This is a genomic window from Gordonia sp. NPDC003429 (assembly GCF_053588575.1).
Genome location: NZ_JBSFQF010000001.1, coordinates 733999 through 753462, shown reverse-complemented (window position 1 = coordinate 753462; position 19464 = coordinate 733999). Strand labels below are relative to the sequence as shown.

Annotated in this window: 12 protein-coding genes and 1 tRNA gene; 7 read left to right on the top strand and 6 right to left on the bottom strand. The window is 68.1% G+C overall.

The window, feature by feature from the left end:
- Nucleotides 1–39 precede the first annotated feature (39 nt).
- Entirely contained in the window at nt 40–921 is an 882-nt protein-coding gene (locus tag ACWDSI_RS03445) for a class II glutamine amidotransferase (protein ID WP_449755655.1), read from the bottom strand.
- A 51-nt stretch (nt 922–972) separates the two neighbouring features.
- On the opposite strand from ACWDSI_RS03445, the gene ACWDSI_RS03440 reads away from it, so the two are divergent.
- The 3 genes from ACWDSI_RS03440 (at nt 973) to ACWDSI_RS03430 (ending at nt 2543) form a co-directional block, all read left to right on the top strand.
- Nucleotides 973–1347 (top strand): cupin domain-containing protein, encoded by a 375-nt coding sequence (locus ACWDSI_RS03440; RefSeq protein ID WP_449745982.1) that lies wholly within the window; start codon nt 973–975, stop codon nt 1345–1347.
- Between the two features lie 87 nt (nt 1348–1434).
- The gene (locus ACWDSI_RS03435) at nt 1435–1983 is read left to right on the top strand and encodes a TetR/AcrR family transcriptional regulator (protein ID WP_449745983.1); all 549 of its coding nucleotides are present in this window, start codon (nt 1435–1437) and stop codon (nt 1981–1983) included.
- Complete coding sequence (locus tag ACWDSI_RS03430) at nt 1974–2543, top strand: dihydrofolate reductase family protein (RefSeq protein WP_449745984.1); 570 nt, start codon at nt 1974–1976, stop codon at nt 2541–2543. The genes ACWDSI_RS03435 and ACWDSI_RS03430 overlap by 10 nt, the downstream gene beginning before the upstream one ends.
- Nucleotides 2544–2617: 74 nt before the next feature.
- Here ACWDSI_RS03430 and ACWDSI_RS03425 read toward each other — a convergent pair.
- From ACWDSI_RS03425 to ACWDSI_RS03405, 5 genes are all read right to left on the bottom strand, one after another.
- Nucleotides 2618–2690 (bottom strand) — tRNA-Arg (locus tag ACWDSI_RS03425).
- 56 nt (nt 2691–2746) lie between these two features.
- Nucleotides 2747–5713 carry an AAA family ATPase gene (locus tag ACWDSI_RS03420; RefSeq protein ID WP_449755654.1) on the bottom strand — a complete coding sequence of 989 codons (2967 nt, stop codon included), beginning with the start codon at nt 5711–5713 and terminating at the stop codon, nt 2747–2749.
- Nucleotides 5710–6942, bottom strand: coding sequence for an exonuclease SbcCD subunit D (locus ACWDSI_RS03415; protein WP_449755653.1), 1233 nt, complete (start codon nt 6940–6942; stop codon nt 5710–5712). The genes ACWDSI_RS03420 and ACWDSI_RS03415 overlap by 4 nt, the downstream gene beginning before the upstream one ends.
- Before the next feature lie 175 nt (nt 6943–7117).
- Nucleotides 7118–8629, bottom strand: coding sequence for an MFS transporter (locus ACWDSI_RS03410; RefSeq protein ID WP_449745987.1), 1512 nt, complete (start codon nt 8627–8629; stop codon nt 7118–7120).
- A complete protein-coding gene (locus ACWDSI_RS03405) occupies nt 8626–9300 on the bottom strand; it encodes a PadR family transcriptional regulator (protein WP_449745988.1) in 675 nt (224 codons plus the stop codon). The genes ACWDSI_RS03410 and ACWDSI_RS03405 overlap by 4 nt, the downstream gene beginning before the upstream one ends.
- Before the next feature lie 99 nt (nt 9301–9399).
- On the opposite strand from ACWDSI_RS03405, the gene ACWDSI_RS03400 reads away from it, so the two are divergent.
- The 4 genes from ACWDSI_RS03400 to ACWDSI_RS03385 all read left to right on the top strand — a co-directional run bounded on the left by ACWDSI_RS03400 (nt 9400) and on the right by ACWDSI_RS03385 (nt 19334).
- Nucleotides 9400–10434: a glutathione S-transferase family protein gene (locus ACWDSI_RS03400; RefSeq protein WP_449745989.1), complete on the top strand. Its 1035-nt coding sequence runs from the start codon at nt 9400–9402 to the stop codon at nt 10432–10434.
- Nucleotides 10431–11228 carry a hypothetical protein gene (locus tag ACWDSI_RS03395; RefSeq protein WP_449755652.1) on the top strand — a complete coding sequence of 266 codons (798 nt, stop codon included), beginning with the start codon at nt 10431–10433 and terminating at the stop codon, nt 11226–11228. Before ACWDSI_RS03400 ends, ACWDSI_RS03395 begins: the two co-directional genes overlap by 4 nt.
- A complete protein-coding gene (locus ACWDSI_RS03390; RefSeq protein ID WP_449755651.1) occupies nt 11225–15229 on the top strand; it encodes an ABC transporter ATP-binding protein in 4005 nt (1334 codons plus the stop codon). Before ACWDSI_RS03395 ends, ACWDSI_RS03390 begins: the two co-directional genes overlap by 4 nt.
- 178 nt (nt 15230–15407) lie before the next feature.
- Nucleotides 15408–19334 carry a multifunctional oxoglutarate decarboxylase/oxoglutarate dehydrogenase thiamine pyrophosphate-binding subunit/dihydrolipoyllysine-residue succinyltransferase subunit gene (locus ACWDSI_RS03385; protein WP_449745992.1) on the top strand — a complete coding sequence of 1309 codons (3927 nt, stop codon included), beginning with the start codon at nt 15408–15410 and terminating at the stop codon, nt 19332–19334.
- Nucleotides 19335–19464 lie beyond the last annotated feature (130 nt).

Genomic DNA, 19464 nt, shown 5'->3' with positions numbered 1-19464 from the left:
GGCTGCGGGGGTGATAATCGCCCGTCGCCTCGCAGCGGTTCAGTGCGGCCGGACCGTCGGCACGAAGTCCTCGACGACCGGTTCGGAGCCCGGACGAACGGTCACGATCGACCACTCGGGGATCTCGACCCAGTGGGTGTCGGAGTACTCCAGTTCGAGTGGTTCGGACACCACGATGCGTCCGTCGGCGGGCAGTTCGATGTGGCCGGTACCGTCCCCGGCGCTCAACCGCATCAGGCCCGACGAGTGGTACAGGGTGTTGGACTGTCGGTTACTCGAGTAGCGCACCGCGTAGATCTCGTCGCCGTTGGCCGCGCAGATGGTGGCGGTGAACGGATCGTCGATGTTGTGGTCGGTACGGGCCTGCTCCACGCGTCCCACCATCTTTGCCAGCGCCCCCTTCGGGTCGGTGTCGAGGCCGTAGGTCAGCGCGAGGTAGAAGCACAGTTCGGTGTCGGCGTTGCCCTCGATGAACGGGTAGAGCCCGGGATCGACGTCGAAGGTGAGGTCGCGTTTGAGCTTGCTGAAACCTTCGATCTCGCCGTTGTACTGGAACAGCCAGCGGCCATACTGGAAGGGGTGACAGTTGACGCGGTCGATGGTGCCACCGAGCGCGGCACGCACGTGGGCCAGGAACATCGGCGAGGAGATCTGTTCGGCGAGACGCTGCAGGTTGTGGTTGCTCCATGCGGGCATCATGTCGCGGTACTGGCCGGGAAAACTGCGGTCGCCGTACCACCCGACGCCGAAGCCGTCGCCGTTGGTGGGCCAGGCGTGGTTGCGGAACATCGACGTCATCGGGGCGCCCGGCAGATAGAGCTGCCGGGCCTCGAAGCTCTGGTCGACCAGGGAATGCGACGGCCGGGTGAGGAGGTCTTCGAGGTGGATGGGTGAGCCACAGTAGGCGAGCCAACGGCACATGGGCCTCACGCTAGCAACCTGTTCACGTCGTCGTCACGTTAGGGTCGGATGATGATCTCGGCGATACGACTCTTCAGCGACGACGACGGCCGCTCGCATGTCGAGCAGGGCCGCATCGAGTGGGCTGACGGGGGCACCCGGTCGGCGGCAGTCGACACCACCTCCGCGGCATTCCAGGAGACCGGTTCGGGGGGCTCGCTCGACTGGCACACCGCACCTCGTCGCCAGTACGTGATCACGCTGTCGGGGGTCCTCGATTTCGTCACCCGCGACGGCGAGGGATTCCGTCTCGAACCCGGCGTGGTGCTCGTCGCCGAGGACACCGTCGGCACCGGGCACCAGTGGCGGCTCGTCGGCACCGATCCGTGGCGACGGCTGTACGTGGGGATCAGCGACGGTGCGGACACCGGGTTCCTGGCGCAATGACGCCAATGCGAGTGCTCGGCGGCCGGCCAGGTCCGTCCTGACACCGTCGGACCAACCCAGGTTAGCGAATCATGGTTTACTAACTAGGTGGCACGACCACGACGTGAGGAACAGGATGTTCTCGTCGACCGCATCGCGGCGACGCTGAGCGAGCGGCAACAACTGCAGCCGTGGACGTTGGCTGAGATCTCGCCCGCTGTCGGTCTCAGTCCCGCGGGCCTGATCAAACGGTTCGGCTCTCGCAGCGGCGTCTTGCAAGCCCTGAGTCGTCGCTGGATCGACTCCATTCCGGGCGCGCCACACGGTGTCGTACCGGTCGAGGACGAGCTGCGGGCGTGGGTTGCAGAACGCTTCATCGCCGGTGGATCGCACGCGGTTGCCTACGGGTTGGTCAATCTTGTCGATGACCTCATCGACGACTCCCTGCGCCCACTGCTCGTCGAAGGCTGGGGCAAAGAGATCAGTTACCTGTCCGGGCTGCTGCGGCGGCTCGAATTGCCCGGTCTTCGGGATCCAACCCGCGGGGCGGCACTGCTGTTCGACGCACTACACGGATCGATGCTGCGCAGCGCCGCCCTACCGGATCCCACCGCAGCATCTCGAACACTCGACGAACTCCTGGGGGCATGGACATGACCGCACAACGCATCTGGACAGGACGGGTGTTCATCGGGGTCAGCCTCGATGGGTACATCGCGCGACGCGACGGAGACATCGACTGGCTCACAGATCCGCAGCCAGGGCCCGACCACGCGCGCATCACCAGCAGCGTAGAAGTCGAGGGGTGGGAGACGTTCTTTCCCAGTGTGGACCATCTGGTGATGGGCCGAGGAACCTATGAGAAGGTCTTGACCTTCGATCGCTGGCCCTACCACGGCAAACAAGTCATCGTTCTATCGACAACGCTGAACAACGACGATGACCGCATCAGCGTCGCCCGCGATCTGCCAGAGGCAACCCAACGACTGGACTCGAGCGCAGCTGACCAGGTTTACGTTGACGGAGGACAGGTCATCCAGACCTTCCTTCGCGCCGGCCTGATCGACGAGATCACCATCGCCTGGGTACCGGTACTCATCGGCGCGGGATTGCCGCTGTTCGGGGCGCTCGACGTAGACACTCAACTCGAGCTCGTGGCCACCAACGCGTCAAGCGGAGGAATGGTCCACGCGACGTATCGAGTCCACCACGGCTGAGCTCGACCGCGCGCCTTGGTCGGCTCCCCACACGCAATCGAACCGACCGCGGCGACTGCGTCACGATAAAGAAGTGCCCCCGGCAGGATTCGAACCTGCGGCCTTCTGCTCCGGAGGCAGACGCTCTATCCCCTGAGCTACGGGGGCTCAATGGGCGAGAGCAAGCCTAACGTACGCGCGGCCCGGCACCCAAAGCGGGCAGGTCACGACACGCCGACCGCTCCCAGTGTGCGGACCGTCGAGCCCGATTCGCCCCGCAGCACCTCCAACTGGGCGGGAATGCGGGCGCGCAGTTCGTCCACGTGGCTCACCACGCCGACCACGCGGCCACCGGCGCGCAACTCGTCGAGAACGCCCATCACCAGGTCGAGCGCCTCGGGATCGAGGGTGCCGAAACCTTCGTCGATGAAGATGGTGTCGAGCACCCGCCCGCCGGACTCGGCCGACACGACGTCGGCAAGTCCGAGGGCCAGTGCGAGGGAGGCGAAGAAGGTTTCGCCACCCGAGAGCGTGGTGGCCGCACGGGTCACGCCGGTGTACTCGTCGCGCACCTCGATACCCAGCCCGCCGCGCCGGCCGCGCGGGCCGATCGCATCGGAGTGCGCGAACTCGTAGCGACCGGCCGACATCTGCCGCAGCCGCGCCGATGCGGCGATGAGGACCTCCTCCAGCCGCGCCGCCAGGACGTAGGAGCGCAACGTCATCTTCTTGGCGTTGTGCCCGCGACCGCTCACCAGTTCGGCAAGCCCCTGCACCTCGGCATGCCGGGCACGCACGGGCACCACCGCGTCGAAGGCCGCCCAGAACGCCGCGACATGCTGTTCGAGCTGCGTCACCCGCTGCACGGCGATCGCGTCCGTGCCGGCAGCGGTATCGCAGCTCTGCTGGGCGGCCTCGCGAGTGGCTGCCAACGCGTCCAGGTCCACGGGCTCCGCGGCAAGCGCCGCGATCACATCGGATTCGGCGAGGGTCTGCTCTGCCGCGGAGCGAATCGAGGCGACCTGCTCCAGCATCGACTCCCACGCTTCGATCTCCGCCGCTGTGGCGAGTGCCTCCAACGCCGCGGACGAGCTTTCGAAACCTGCTTCGGTGCAGGCCTTCTCGAGCCGACGGAGCCCGTCATCGCGCCGGTCACCGGCCAGCGCCTTCTCCCGGCGCGCGTCGCGCAGCGCGTTTCCGAGTCGGATGAGCTCGGCGAGTTCGGCGCGCCGCTGCGCCACCCCACCGCGTCCGCCGGTGGCCTCGGCCACCTCTACGTCGAGCGCGTCGAGCGTGCCGCGCACGGTGGTGGCACGTTCGCGGCGTGCGGACTGTGCGGCGCCGATGTCGGACCGTGCCTGCTGCCAGGAGCGAATCTGTGCGTCGATGTCGTCCACGGCCTGCACCAACTCGGGCATGGCTTCGGTCAGCCGTTCGGCGTCGCCGAGTGTCGTTGCGACACTGCGATGTTCGGCGGCCACCTGCTCCGCGGTGGCGTCACCGACGATCGTGTCGCGCTGGGCGCGTCGTTCGCGGTAGGTGTCGAGCGTCGACTGCGCAGACTGCCGATCGCCGGCCGCGCGCTTGTCGATCTCGGCGGCGGCGGCCTCGTCGGCGTCGGTGACCGTCGCTCCGCTGCCGGTGGCCGGGGCCGGATGCTCGGCCGATCCACAGACGGCACAGGGCTTTCCGTCGACGAGCTTGCCGGCCAGTTCGGCCGCCATGCCGGTGAGTCGACGATCGCGCAGGTCCAGCAACCGTTCCCGCGCCGCATTGTGCGCCTCATGGGCATCGGCGAGCCTGCGCTGCGCCCGGTCGATCTGCGCGATCAGTTCGTCACGTTCGGTCAGCGCCGTCGACACCGCGTCGAGCCGTTCGAGGCGGGCGCGCAGTCCTGGTAGTGATGCACGGGCCTCGGTCGCCGCAGCCTGTGCCCGCTCCGCAGCCTCACGTCGGGCAGGCGCGTCGCCCAGCGCCGCGTCGAGTTCGGCGAGGCGCGCGTCGGCGGTGGCGATGTCGGCTTCCAGCGCCGCGAGATCGGCCACGATGCCGGGGCGTTCGGCCACGCGACGGGCCAGCGGTTCCCACTTGCCGTGGTCGGCGCTCCAGCCGTCGATCGCGGCCGCGAGCGTGGCGTCGTCGGCTTCGCGCAACGATGCCGCCTCCTCGTGCCGCGCGAGCTCAGTGCCGGCGTCCGCGCACGCCCGAAGCGCACGATCCAACGCCGCTTCGGAGCGTTGGTGGTCGTCGGCGATCGGGGCGATGGGCGCAGCGCGTCGCGCAGCGCTCAGCGCCGTGCGTGCGGCCTCGGTCTCGGCGTCCGAACTGTCGAGTTGCGCGAGCCGCGTGCGGGCGTCGAGTCCCCGTCGGCGGTCGGCGGCCCGGGCGGCGCCCCGCTGGTGGGCGTTGAGTGCCTGATCCAACTCGGTACGCGCCGAATCGAGTACGCCGGCCGCCGCCAGCCGGGCGTCACGCGCAGCGTCCAGACAGCTTTGAGCCCACGGCACGTCCGGTTCGGCGGGTGCCTCGATACCGGCCACCGCCGCGATCTGTGTGGCCAGCCGGTCGAGTGCCGCGTCCTTCTTGTCCAGCTCTTCGGCGCTGCGCCGGGCCCGCTCGCGCAGCCAGTCCTCCACGTCGCCGAACCGCGCGGTGTCGAAGAGTTTCTCCAGCAACGCTTCTCGATCGTCGTTGGGCGCGCGCAGGAACCGGGCGAAATCTCCCTGTGGCAGCAGCACCACCTGGAAGAACTGGTCGGCGCTCATGCCCAGGAGTTCGGTGACGGTCTCGCCGATCTCGTCGAGTCGCGTGAGCGTGACACCCGATCCGTCGACCCATTCCAAGGTGGCCTTCGCGTAGACCGGGGTGGTGCCGGTGCCGCGTTTCTTGGGTCGCTCGTGCGCCGGCGACCGGACGATCCGCAGTCGCCGACCGCCGATGGTGGCTTCGAGTTCCACCTCCGGAACCTGTTCGGCCGGGGCGTGATCGGAATGCAGCCGCCGGCCCTCTTGGCGAGCGCCGGGCACCCGTCCGAACAGCGCGAAGGCGACGGCGTCGAGAACGGTGGTCTTGCCGGCGCCGGTGGCCCCGTGCAACAGGAACAGTCCGTCAGCGCCGAGCTCGTCGAGATCGATGGTCACGTCGTCGGCGAAGGGACCGAACGCACGCATCCACAGTCGATGCAGTCTCATGCCGACTCCGCTACCGTATCGATCCGGGCCACCGTCTCGATCCCGGCCACCGTGTCGATCCCGAACAGCGCAAGCTCTTGTCCGGCAGCGTTTTCCGACTCCGGCTCCCCGACCACGTGCTTCAGCGCCAACGCGATCAGGGCACGCTCACCCGCGGTCGGCTCGTCGCGGACATCGGTGATGAACGAATCGACGATCTCGGCGTCGCCGCGCCCGGTGACGCGGGAGCGGTAATCGACGCCCGCCCCGTCGTCGGGCCGTTCCCAGTGCAGGTGCACCGCATGTGGAAAGCGTTCGCGCAGAGCGCGCATCGCGTCCACCGGCCGCACCGAATCGGTCAGCGTCGCCTCGACGTAGTGCTCCTCGGCACCGGCATGTGCCGGATCGGTGAGCAATTCGTCCAGGGTGCCGCGCAGGCTGCTCAGCCCACGGACCACCGGCAGCTCGCACCGCCGGACGTCGGCGACCCCGTCGGCGTCGAGGTCGACGAGCCACACCGCCTTGCGATGTGCTCGCTCACCGAAGGAGTAGGGCAGCAACGAACCGCTGTAGCGGACCGTGGCAGCGATCTCCTGCGGCGAGTGCAGATGGCCGAGGGCGACGTAGTCGACTCCCGAAAAAGTCTCGGCCGACACCGTTTCCACTCCCCCGACACTGATCGACCGTTCCGACGACGACGCCTGCCCGCCCACCACGAACCCGTGCGCTGCCACCACCGACCGCACGCCGCGGGCGGCGACATCGGCGCGGATCCGGTCCATCGCCGCACCGAGCACCGCACCGTGGCCACGGCCATCGGTGACTCCCAATTCCGTTCTGGCGGTGTCCGGTTCGAGATAGGGAATGCCATAGAACGCGACCTCCCCGTGGTCGTCGGACAGCACCACCGGCCGGTCGATGTCGGCGATCGACGTGCGCAGGTGCAGTCCGCCGGCGGCGGCGAAGCCGGATGCGGCGCCGAGCCGTGTGGGCGAGTCGTGATTGCCCGAGGTGACGACGAGTTGCGCTCCCGCCGCAGCGATCTGCGCGAGTCCCTCGTCGTAGATCCGGACCGCATCGGCCGGCGGGACCGAACGGTCGTACACATCGCCCGCGACGACCACCACATCGACCGACTCCCGGGCCACCACGTCGGCCAGATGGCGCAGCGCCCGCCGCTGATCGGCGAGCAGGTCCACGCCGTGGAAGGTGCGGCCCAGGTGCCAGTCGGAGGTGTGCAGGATTCGCATGGTCAACACCGTACGAAAGCCCACCGACAGAATCGGGGAGGCGCGGCGGGGGCCTCCCACGGCCCTGGGAGGCCCCGCTCACACCGACAGAAACCCCACCTCACGCGAGGAACACCGCGCATGCGCAGCGTTTCTGACGCGGGGCGGGGTTTCTCGGGTCAGACGGCGGGAGACCTCAGGCCGCGCCCGCCTCCTCGACCTCGCCCTCGGCCACGGCCGCCGCGGTCGGCATCGGCGGGTAGTCGCGGTGCTTGGGCTTCTCGTAGAACATCGTCGCGACCACCCCGATCAGCAGCACCGCGGCCGGGAGGTACAGCGACTGTCCCATCGCGGTGGCGAACGGATCGCGGATCATCTCCGGCAGTTGCATCACCGTGGACTGCCGCTGGTCGGTGTTCATCCCGGGCAGTTCGGCGGCCAGCCGGGTCTGCATCAGCGCTCCCACCGCGGCCGAACCGATCACCGAACCGATGACCCGGGTGGTGTTGTACACGCCGGCACCGGCGCCGGCCTGTTGCCACGGCAGGTTGCGGGTGGCGGTGGCCGCCAGCGGCGCCCAGATGCCGGCCGAGGCGACGCCCATGAGGGCGAGCGGGATGACGAGCTCCCAGACCGGCGTGGTCGGCGTGGTGATCATGGCGAGCCAGCCGATGGCGATCGACATCAACAACAGCGACGAGCACACGATCATGCGGGGATGCACATTGTCGAGGATGCGCCCGACAATGGGCGCGAGGATGCCGGTCAGGACGGCCATCGGCACCATCATCACCGCCGACTGCGTGGGGCTCATGCCGCCGACGAGCTGCAGGAAGAACATCAGCGGGATCATCATGCCGGCGACCGCGAAGCCCATCGACGCGATACCGATGTTGGACAGGCTGAAGTTGCGATCCCGGAACAGCGACAACGGTACGAGGGGCTCGGTCTTGAGCTTGGACTCCCAGTAGACGAATGCCACCATGAACGCCAGGCCGACGACGATGAGTCCGATGATCCAGCTGTTCCAGTCGTACTTCTCGCCGTCCTGGATACCGAACACCAGGGCGGACAAGCCGATTCCGGACAGGATCACCCCGATCCAGTCGAAGGTGTGGTCGTGGGTGGTCACGTCGGGAACCAGCGTCGCGGCCAGGATCAGACCGATCACACCGACCGGCAGGTTGACGAAGAAGATCCATTCCCAACCGAAGTTGTCGGTGAGGATGCCGCCGAGCAGCGGGCCCACCAGCGTGGCCACACCGGCCACCGTGCCCCACACGCCCATGGCCGCGCCACGCTTCTCCGGCGGGAAGATGCGTGTGATCAGCGCCATCGTCTGCGGCGTGATGAGCGCGGCACCGACGCCCTGAAGTGCACGTGCGGCGATCAGCTCGCCGATCGAACCGGCGAAGCCACACCACACGCTGGCGACGGTGAACAGCAGCAGGCCTGCCTGATACACCTTCTTCGGGCCGATCTTGTCGCCGAGTCGGCCGGCGATCAGCAGCGGCACCGCGTAGGTCAGCAGGTAGGCGCTGGTCACCCACACGATGCCGTTGACGTCGGTGCCGAGCGCGACCATGATGTCGGGCTGCGCGACGGCGACGATCGTCATGTCGACGAGGATCATGAAGAAGCCGACGCACAACGCCATCAGCGAGAGCCATGGGCGGTTGGTCACCGCCTTGAAGGTGGGAGCTGTCATGAGGTGGACGCTTTCTGTGCTGTGGACGGATCGTGCGCGGTGGACTGCTCTGGTGCGGTCGATGTGTCGGCCGGCTGGCGGCAGGAGTAGGTGGAGCCGGGGTCGTCGGTCCACTCGATCGTGTGGTTTCGCATCCGCGTGACCACGTCGGTCAGCCACTCGATCTGCACTCGCAGGGTGGCGACGCGGCAGCCGACGTCGAGGTAGAACATCTCCGGCTTGCCCCGGGCGGCCGCGGAGGTGGCGGCCGCCTCGAAGGTCTCGCACTCGGTCCGCATCGACTGCAGCCGGGACTCGAGCAGATCGGCGACGGTGGCCCGCGGAAGTGAATGAGCCTCGGACAACGCGAGATACAGTTCCGGGTACTCCTCGGCCGGGCTCTCGAGAATCTGCATCAGACTGCGATCGAGGGCGGCCCGACCCGTGTCGGTGACGGTGTAGACGGTGCGTTCGGGCCGGTTGCCCTCGCGGCGGACCTCGTGCACCTCGATCAGCCCGTCCACCGAAAGCCGGTCAACGGTGTGATACAGCGTGCCGGGACGGAATTTGACCAGCCGATCCTCGTTGCGTTCGACCGTCGTCTGGAACATCTCGTACGGGTGCATCGGACGTTCCACCAGAAGACCGAGGACCAGGATCGCCAGCGGCGCGAGTGGTCGTCGCTCAGCCACGAGAGACCTCCTCGATGATCCGAACCAAATATTCCAAGTGGAATATACCGATCCGGGGAGCTCCCGCCAACCCCCTGCGGAATCATTACTGTGGACACCATGAGCACGGAAGCCGCCGCGCAAGGGTCCTACGTCACCGGTGGGCAAGAATTCGTCCGCGACACGAAGTACATCGACACCCGCATCACCCGCGACGGACGCGACGGCTACCCGGTGGAGCCGGGCCGCTATCGTCTGGTGGCCGCCCGTGCCTGCCCGTGGGCCAACAGGACGCTCATCGTGCGACGTCTCCTCGGTCTGGAGCACGCGATCTCGCTGGGCCTGTGCGGGCCGACGCACGACAAGAACTCGTGGACCTTCGATCTCGATCCCGGCGGCGTCGACCCCGTCCTGGGCATCCCACGCCTCAAGGACGCCTACGAGAAGCGGTTTCCCGGCTATCCGAAGGGCATCACGGTGCCCGCCGTCGTCGACATCCCGTCGGGTGCGGTGGTGACCAACGATTTCCCGCAGATCACCATCGACTTCGAACTCGAGTGGACGCAGTATCACCGCGACGGGGCCCCCGACCTCTACCCCGAACACCTGCGCGACGAGATCGACGAGGTGAACCGCGGCGTCTACACCGAGGTCAACAACGGCGTCTACCGCTGTGGCTTCGCGGGAAGCCAGGAGTCCTACGACACGGCCTACGCGCGGTTGTTCACCAAGCTCGACGAACTCTCCGATCGCCTCACCGACCGCCGGTATCTGGTGGGCGACACGATCACCGAGGCGGACGTTCGCCTGTTCACGACGCTCGCACGTTTCGATCCCGTCTATCACGGGCACTTCAAGTGCAACCGGAGCAAGCTCGCCGAGATGCCGGTGCTGTGGGCGTATGCGCGCGACCTGTTCCAGACCCCCGGGTTCGGCGACACCACGGACTTCACCCAGATCAAGCAGCACTACTACCTCGTCCACCGCGACATCAATCCCACCGGAATCGTGCCCGATGGGCCGGATCTGCGGAATTGGCTCACCCCACACCATCGCGAGGAGCTGGGCGGGCGGCCCTTCGGCGATGGCACGCCGCCCCCACCGCCGCTTCCCGCCGAAACCGTTCCCGCCGACGATTGGGTTCCGACATCATGACCGACACCACCAAACGCGCTGGCACCACCAACCGCACTGGGCAGCGTCCGCCCCGCAAGGCTGTCGAGGTGACCGGCGGCCTGCTCGACCGTGCACAGCAACTGCAGGCACCCGCCGTCGCGAAGTACGTCGACAGCCTGCGCCGCGCACATCCCGACGACTCGCCCGCGCAGATCATCCGCCGGCTCGAGAAGCGATTCCTGCACGGGGTGACCGGTTCGGGCAGCGCAGTGGGCGCCACCGCCGCGATCCCCGGGGTCGGCACGTTTGCCGCACTCGGCGCCATGACCGGCGAGACCGTGCTGTTCCTGGAAGCATCGGCGCTGCTCGCGCTGGCGATCGCCGAGGTGCACGGCATTCCCGTGGAGGAGACCGAGCGACGCAAGACGCTGGTCCTCACCGTGGCGCTCGGTGAGGAGGGCGTGGTGGCCCTCGGACGGCTCGTGGGCACCCGCGGTGGTGGTGGTGCGCTGCGGCGGCTCGGCACGGCCAGCATCCCCGGCGGACGACTGACCGCACTCAACAAGTGGCTGGTGAGCAAGGTGACCAAGAAGTACGCCGTCAAACGGGCACCCCTCATCGTCGGCAAGATGATGCCCGCAGGCATCGGCGCGGTGATCGGCGGTGCGGGCAACCGCGCTCTGGGCAGACGAGTGGTGAACAGTGCACGTGAGGCATTCGGCCCACCACCGGCGGTGTGGACACGACCCGCCGGTGGTGGCGCCGTGATCGACGGCAGCGTGGTGACCCAACCCGGCCTGCGCTCGGGGAATGCGTATCCCGGAGATCGGTGACCGACACGACAACCGATACGTGGGCGTCGGCCCGCGACGCCTCCCCCACCCCCGACCGCGTACCCGCGGCGTTCGGTGCGCGCAGTTCGCAGCAGGGATGGATTCGGCGGCTCGCCGCCGAGTGCTGGAGATATCGCGCGCTGGTGCTGATCACCCTCGGGGTGACGCTCGTCGCCGTCGCCGTGGATCTCGTCGCACCGCTGCTGGCCAAGGCGGCCCTCGACCGGGCGACCGGCGCCGGGAGCGCAGCGAGCGGGCCGAATGCCACCGGCGCCGGGAGCGCAGCGAGCGGGCCTAATGTGACCGGCGCCGGGAGCGGGCCGAGTGATTCCGGCGCAGTGCACGATGCGCTGACGATTCCGGTGATCGTGTCGGCGTTGCTGATTCTCGCCGTGGTGCGATACGCGTGCCAGTTCGGTCGACGACTCACCGCGGGCAGGCTCTCGATCAACGTGCAGAACGCGCTGCGCCTGCAACTGCTGCGCACACTGCTGCATCTCGACGGCCTCACCCAGCAGGACATCCGCACCGGTCAGGTGGTGTCACGCTCGATCTCCGACCTGCAGATCGTGCAGGGGCTGCTGGCGATGGTGCCGCTGTCGGCGGGTGCGGCGGTGCAGGTGGTGATCGCCATCGGCATCATGGCCTACCTGTCTCCGCTGCTGACCGTGGTGGCACTGGCGGTGCTGCCGGTGGTCGGTCTGGTGGTGTTCACCACTCGGCGCACACTGTTCGCGGCCACCTGGTCGGCGCAGCAGGCCGCCGCCGACGTCGCGCAGCACGTCGAGGAGACGGTGACGGGCGTGCGCGTGGTCAAGGGCTTCGGACAGGAATCACGGGCCGTCGATGAACTGGCCGATCTCAGCCGCGACCTCTACGCCAAACGGCTGCGGGCGGGCCGGATCAATGCCCGCTTCACGCCCACGATGTCGGCGATCCCGCAGCTCGGCATGGTCGCGGTGATCGCGCTCGGCGGTTATCTGACCCTGCACGGCGAGATCACCGTGGGCACCTTCCTGGCGTTCTCCACATACGTGGCGTCGATGACGGCGCTGGCGAGGTTGCTCACCAACGTGCTGGTGAGCGCGCAACTCGCGCGCGCCGCCGTCGACCGCGTCTATGAGGTCATCGACGCACCCACCGACCCCGACGACGACAACACCGGCGCCCTACCCGACGGTCCGCTCGGACTGACCTTCCGCGACGTGCGGTTCGGTTACGGCGACCGCACCGTGCTCGACGGCGTCGACCTGCGCATCGCGCCCGGTGAATGCGTCGCGGTGGTGGGGCCGCCCGGGTCGGGCAAGTCGACGCTGGCCGAGCTGGCCAGCCGCTATGTGCGGCCCGATGCCGGCGAGATCAGCCTGACGGGCCGTGGCGGCGCACATCCGATCGCCGGGTTGTCCCCCGACGCGCTGCACGAAGCCGTCTCGGTGGTCTTCGACGAACCGTTCCTCTACTCCGACACCATCGCCACCAACATCGCGCTCGGACCACGCGCCGCGGCCGATCCCACCGGGGCGGCCGACCCCCGCCTCGTCGACGCGGCCCGTCGCGCCGACGCGCTGGAGTTCATCGAGGCGTTGCCCGACGGCTTCGACACCGTGGTCGGTGAGCGTGGGCTGACCCTGTCGGGCGGACAGCGTCAACGCGTCGCCCTGGCCCGGGCGCTCTACGCCGCACCGCGCGTCCTCGTCCTCGACGACGCGACGTCGGCGGTCGACGCCACCACCGAGATGCGCATCCTGCGCGACCTTCGCTTCGGCGGTCCCGGGGGCGGCGGCGCACACATCCGGCCCACGATGCTCGTGCTGGCCCACCGCCGCTCGACGCTGATGCTCGCCGACCGGGTGGCCGTGCTCGACGACGGCCGCATCACCGACTTGGGCACCGTCGCCGAACTCGACGCGCGCAGCGCACGTTTCCGCGAGCTGATGCTCGGCGCCGACATCCCGTTGGCCACCGACGACGACTCGCCGCCGCCACCGCCGCCGGCGGTCTCCGCGGAGCTGATGTCGCGGCTGTGGCCCGACGACGCGCCCCAGCGGGCACCCGACGCCACCGACCTCGCACCCCGCCTGCCCACGCCCCCGCCGGCTGCCGGGCGCGGCGGCCGGGGCGGTGGCGTGGCCAGCGCACTCGGCGCGATGCAGGCCACGCCCGAACTCTTGAGCGCGGTGGACCGCCTGCCACCCGCCGCCGACGACCCTCGCATCGACATCGTCGACATGCGACGGGAGAATCCTCGGTTCTCGTTGCGCGGCATCCTCGTCCCGGTGCGGTGGCTGTTGGTCGCGGCGGTGGTGTTGATCTCCGTCGACACCCTCGTCGGTCTGGCCTTCCCGACCCTGGCCAGCGGGGTGATCAACGCCGCCACCACCAACGACGAGGCGCGTGTCTGGGAGGTGTCGGCCGTGGGCGTCGCGTTGGTCGCCGTCGGCTGGCTGGTCGGGTGGGCGATGACGCTGACCTCCACCCGCGCGGGTGAACGGGTCCTGTTCGGGCTGCGGGTGCGCAGCTACGCCCACCTGCAACGCCTCGGCCTCGACTACTACGAGCGCGAACTGTCGGGCCGGATCATGACGCGCATGACCACCGACGTCGACGCGTTGTCGACCTTCCTGCAGACGGGACTGACCTCGGCGATCGTGGCGGTGCTGACACTCGTGGGAGTCAGCGTGGCGCTGCTGTTCACCGACCTCTCACTCGGACTGCTGATCCTGCCGGTCTTCCCGGTGCTCGTGATCGCCACGCTGGTGTTCCGGCGCGTCGCCGCCCGCGCCTACACCCGCTCCCGCGAACTCGTCAGCGCCGTCAACGCCGACTTCCAGGAGAACATCGCGGGCATCAAGACGACGCAGACCTATCGCAACGGCGATGTCGCGACCGCACGGTTCACCGGCCTCACCCACGAGTGGGTGGCCGCCCGGATGACCTCACAGCGCGCGATCTCGGTGTACTTCCCGTTCATCACGCTCATGTCGGATGTGGCCACCGCCGTCGCGATCGCGGTGGGCGCCCATCAGATCAGCACCGGAGCGTTGTCGCCGGGCACGCTGGTGGCGTTCATCCTCTATCTGTCGATGCTCTTCGGTCCTGTGCAGCAGCTCTCGCAGGTGTTCGACGGATACCAGCAGGCGATGGTGGGCCTGCGGCGGATCGGCGACTTGCTGCGCACGCCGAGTTCGCTGCGGACGCGCCCGGATGCGGTGCCGGTGGGACCGGGCGGCTTCCGCGGCGACGCCGCGCTCGACGCGGTGGGATTCCGCTACTCCGGGGCCGCCGCCGACGCGCTGAGCGACGTGAACCTCACCATTCCGGCCGGGTCGTCGCTGGCCCTGGTGGGCCGCACCGGCGCGGGAAAGTCGACGGTGGTGAAACTGCTCGCTCGCTTCTACGACCCCACGTCGGGGTCGGTGCGGATGGACGGCACCGACATCCGCGACGTGACGCTCGAGAGCTACCGCAGCCGGATCGGCATCGTGCCGCAGGAACCGCATCTGTTCACCGGCTCGGTCGCCGACAACATCGCCTACGGGCGTCCCGACGCCGACCGCCGGTCGATTGCGGCCGCCGCCGCCGCGGTGGGCGCCACGGACATGATCGCCCGACTTCCAGGCGGCATGCGCCATCCGATCGGCGAACGCGGTCAGGGACTCTCGTCGGGTCAGCGCCAGCTGGTGGCGCTGGCCCGGGCCGAACTGGTCTCCCCCGACCTGCTGCTCCTCGACGAGGCCACCGCGACACTCGACCAGGCCACCGAGGCGCTGGTGCTCGCCGCCGGTCAGGCGCTCACACATCGTCGGACGTCGGTGATCGTCGCCCATCGACTCGCCACAGCGGCGCGGGCCGACCGCATCGCGGTGGTCGAGGGTGGCCGTGTGGTGGAGTCGGGAACACACACCGAGTTGCTCACGTTGGGAGGTAGGTACCGCGCGTTCTGGGAGGCTGGTGTCGATCCCGACGCCGACGGTATCGCCCCCGCGGAGAACCGCGGCTGAGCACCGATTTCGTCTGTTGGGCCGGGGACCGCGGGAGTGTGGCGCACCGTTATCGGGCGGCACGCAAGCCACGGCGGTTGCACGCGTAGCATCTGCAGGTGGTTCGCGGCTAGTCTTCACAAGAGACGGCAGCGTGGAAGCGACCCGACACCAGAGGGAATTGAGGCGAGATACCGCTGTGAGCAGTTCGATTTCGGATTTCGGACAAAACACATGGCTGGTCGAGGAAATGTACCAGCAGTTCAAGAAGGATCCCGACTCGGTGGATCCCAGCTGGCACGACCTGCTGAAGAACTACGATCCATCGACGAACGGCGCATCCGGTAACGGGCACTCCAACGGTGCCGACGCCCCGTCGACGACTCAATCCGCTGCGAAGACCCAATCCGCTGCGAAGACCCAATCCGCTGCGAAGACACAGCCCCCCGCCAAGACGCAGTCCGCCTCGCCGGCGCAGTCTGCGACGAAGAGCTCACGCCCCTCGGCAACGCAGCCGCCGTCGGACACACAGACCGCGTCGGGCCGCGAACGCACCGCCAGCCGCCAGATCTCCCTCGATTCGGGTCCGGCGCCGCGTCCGGCCACACCCAAGAGTCCCGCACGCGAATCCACCGCCACCAAGGCGGCGTCGGGTCAGAGCATCGCCAGCCGCGACGGTTCGGCACGTTCGCAGAAGACACCCGCCACCACCCCGGTCTCGGCCGGCGGCGCCAAGGCCGGCGACGGCAAGTCCGACGACACCGAGAAGGTGTTGCGCGGCGCGGCGGCGGCCGTGGCCAAGAACATGACCGCGTCGCTGCAGGTGCCCACCGCGACGAGCGTGCGCGCCATCCCGGCGAAGGCGATGATCGACAACCGCATCGTCGTCAACAATCACCTCGCCCGCACCCGCGGCGGCAAGATCAGCTTCACCCACATCCTCGGGTACGCGATCGTGCAGGCGATCAAATCGTTCCCGAACATGAACCGGCACTTCGCCGAGGTCGACGGCAAGCCCAATGTGGTGACCCCCGCCCACACCAATCTGGGCCTGGCCATCGATCTCGTCGGCAAGGACGGCAACCGTTCGCTGGTGGTCGCGGCCATCAAGGGATGCGAGACGATGGGGTTCGCGGAGTTCTACACCGCGTACCAGGACATCGTGCGACGCGCCCGTGACGGCAAGCTCACCGCCGAAGACTTTGCGGGCGTGACGATTTCGCTCACCAACCCGGGCACCATCGGCACCGTGCACTCCGTGCCGCGGCTGATGAAGGGCCAGGGTGCGATCATCGGTGCCGGCGCGATGGAGTACCCCGCGGAGTTCCAGGGCGCCAGCGACGAGCAGATCGCCGAACTCGGTGTGGGCAAACTGATGACGCTCACCTCCACCTACGACCATCGCATCATCCAGGGTGCCGAGTCGGGCGACTTCCTGCGCACGATCCACGAACTGCTCCTCGACGACGCCTTCTACGACGAGATCTTCACCGCCTTCCACATCCCCTACGAGCCGGTGCGCTGGCGCCGCGACATTCCCGCCGGCGCGGTGGACAAGAACACCCGCGTGCTCGAGATCATCGCGGCCTACCGCAACCGCGGGCACCTGATGGCCGACATCGACCCGCTGATGATGGACAGCGACGCCCGCGCCTCGCACCCCGATCTCGACATCCTCACCTACGGCCTGACCCTCTGGGATCTCGACCGCACCTTCAACGTCGGCGGTTTCCACGGCCAGGACAGGATGAAGCTGCGCGATGTGCTGTCCATCCTGCGCGACGCCTACTGCCGGCATGTGGGCGTGGAGTACACCCACATCCTCGAACCGGAGCAGCAGCGCTGGGTGCAGGAACGGGTGGAGATCAAGCACGTCAAGCCGCCCGTCGGTGAGCAGAAGTACATCCTGTCCAAGCTGAACGCGGCCGAGGCGTTCGAGACCTTCCTGCAGACCAAGTACGTCGGGCAGAAGCGCTTCTCACTGGAGGGCGCCGAGTCGGTGATCCCGATGATGGACGCGGTGATCGACCAGAGCGCCGAGCACGCCCTCAGCGAGGTCGTGATCGGCATGCCGCACCGTGGGCGCCTCAACGTGCTGGCCAACATCGTCGGCAAGCCGTATTCGAAGATCTTCACCGAGTTCGAGGGCAACCTGAACCCGTCGCAGGCACACGGTTCGGGTGACGTGAAATACCACCTCGGCGCGGAGGGCAAGTACTACCAGATGTTCGGCGAGAACGAGATCAACGTCTCGCTCACCGCCAACCCCAGCCACCTCGAGGCCGTCGACCCCGTGCTCGAAGGGCTCGTGCGCGCCAAGCAGGATCTGCTGCCCGAGGGCCAGGAGTTCTCGATTCTGCCGCTGATGCTGCACGGCGACGCCGCGTTCGCGGGTCAGGGCGTGGTGGCCGAAACCCTCAACATGGCGTTGTTGCCGGGCTACCGCACCGGCGGCACCGTCCACATCGTGGTGAACAACCAGGTGGGCTTCACCACCGCTCCGGAGCATTCGCGTTCCAGTGAGTACTGCACCGACGTGGCGAAGATGATCGGCGCGCCGATCCTGCACGTCAACGGTGACGATCCGGAGGCCTGCGTGTGGGCGGCCAAGCTGGCCGTCGACTACCGCGAGGCCTTCCACAAGGATGTCGTGATCGACCTGGTGTGCTTCCGCCGCCGCGGACACAACGAGGGCGACGACCCGTCGATGACGCAGCCGGCGATGTACGAGGTCATCGACACCAAGAGGGGCGTGCGCAAGTCCTACACCGAGGCCCTGATCGGCCGCGGCGACATCTCCACCAAGGAGGCCGAGGACGCGCTGCGCGACTACCAGGGTCAGCTCGAGCGGGTGTTCAACGAGGTCAAGGAACTCGAGAAGTTCCGTCCCGAACCCAGCGAGTCGGTGGAATCCGACCAGCCGCTGCCGCAGAAGCTGGTCACCGCGGTCGACAAGACGGTACTCGAGCGGATCGGCGACGCCTTCTATCAGACCCCCGACGGTTTCACTCCGCACCCACGTGTCATGCCGGTGCTCAAGCGCCGCCACGAGATGTCGCGCGACGGCCACATCGACTGGGCGTTCGCCGAGTTGCTGGCCTTCGGGTCGTTGGTGCTCGAGGGACGCACCGTGCGCCTGTCCGGCCAGGACTCGCGACGCGGCACCTTCACCCAACGTCACTCGGTGCTCATCGACCGTGACAACGGGTCGGAGTACACCCCGCTGAATCATCTGCGCCCCTTGGAGGGAGACGATCCCGAGGGCCGATTCATGGTGTTCGACTCGCCGCTGTCGGAATTCGCGGTGGTGGGCTTCGAGTACGGCTACTCGGTGGGCAACCCCGACGCGCTGGTGCTGTGGGAAGCGCAGTTCGGCGACTTCGTCAACGGCGCTCAGTCGGTGATCGATGAGTTCATCAGCTCCGGCGAGGCCAAGTGGGGCCAGACCTCCGACGTCGTGCTGCTGCTGCCGCACGGCCACGAGGGTCAGGGTCCCGACCACACGTCCGGACGAATCGAACGGTTCCTGCAGCTGTGCGCGGAGGGTTCGATGACCGTGGCGTTGCCGTCGACCCCGGCGAGCTACTTCCACCTGCTGCGCCGGCACGTCCTCGACGGCATCAGCCGCCCGCTGATCGTGTTCACACCGAAGTCGATGCTGCGCAACAAGGCCGCCGTCAGCCCGGTCGAGGACTTCACCGAGGACAAGTTCCGCTCGGTGATCGACGATCCGAACTTCGCCAAGAACGACGGCGACCGCAGCAAGGTGAAGCGAGTGCTGCTGGTGAGCGGAAAGCTCTATTACGAGCTCGCCGCCCGCCGCGACAAGGATCAGCGCGACGACGTCGCGGTGGTTCGCGTGGAGCAGCTCTACCCGGTGCCCCATCGCCGTCTGCACGACACCCTCACCCAGTACCCGAACGCGTCGGAGTTCTTCTGGGTGCAGGAGGAACCGGCCAATCAGGGATCGTGGCCGTTCCTCGGGCTGTGGCTGCCCGAGATGCTGCCGGACCTGCTGACCGGCCTTCGCCGCGTGTCGCGGCGGCCGATGTCGGCGCCGAGTTCGGGCTCCTCCAAGGTGCATGCCGTGGAGCAGCAGGAGATCATCGACGAGGCGTTCGGCTAGTCGAGAGCCTCTACACACGACGAGGGCCGCACCCATTCACGGGTGCGGCCCTCGTCGTTATCGGACGATCCGGACACCCGAATCCGGCCTTTCGGACTTGTCTACTGCGAGTAGACATTTGGTCACACGC

Coding starts and splice junctions, on each gene's coding strand:
- ACWDSI_RS03445 (WP_449755655.1), bottom strand. CDS start 921: ATGTGCCGTTGGCTCGCCTACTGTGGCTCACCCATCCACCTCGAAGAC.
- ACWDSI_RS03440 (WP_449745982.1), top strand. CDS start 973: ATGATCTCGGCGATACGACTCTTCAGCGACGACGACGGCCGCTCGCAT.
- ACWDSI_RS03430 (WP_449745984.1), top strand. CDS start 1,974: ATGGACATGACCGCACAACGCATCTGGACAGGACGGGTGTTCATCGGG.
- ACWDSI_RS03420 (WP_449755654.1), bottom strand. CDS start 5,713: ATGAGACTGCATCGACTGTGGATGCGTGCGTTCGGTCCCTTCGCCGAC.
- ACWDSI_RS03415 (WP_449755653.1), bottom strand. CDS start 6,942: ATGCGAATCCTGCACACCTCCGACTGGCACCTGGGCCGCACCTTCCAC.
- ACWDSI_RS03410 (WP_449745987.1), bottom strand. CDS start 8,629: ATGACAGCTCCCACCTTCAAGGCGGTGACCAACCGCCCATGGCTCTCG.
- ACWDSI_RS03400 (WP_449745989.1), top strand. CDS start 9,400: ATGAGCACGGAAGCCGCCGCGCAAGGGTCCTACGTCACCGGTGGGCAA.
- ACWDSI_RS03395 (WP_449755652.1), top strand. CDS start 10,431: ATGACCGACACCACCAAACGCGCTGGCACCACCAACCGCACTGGGCAG.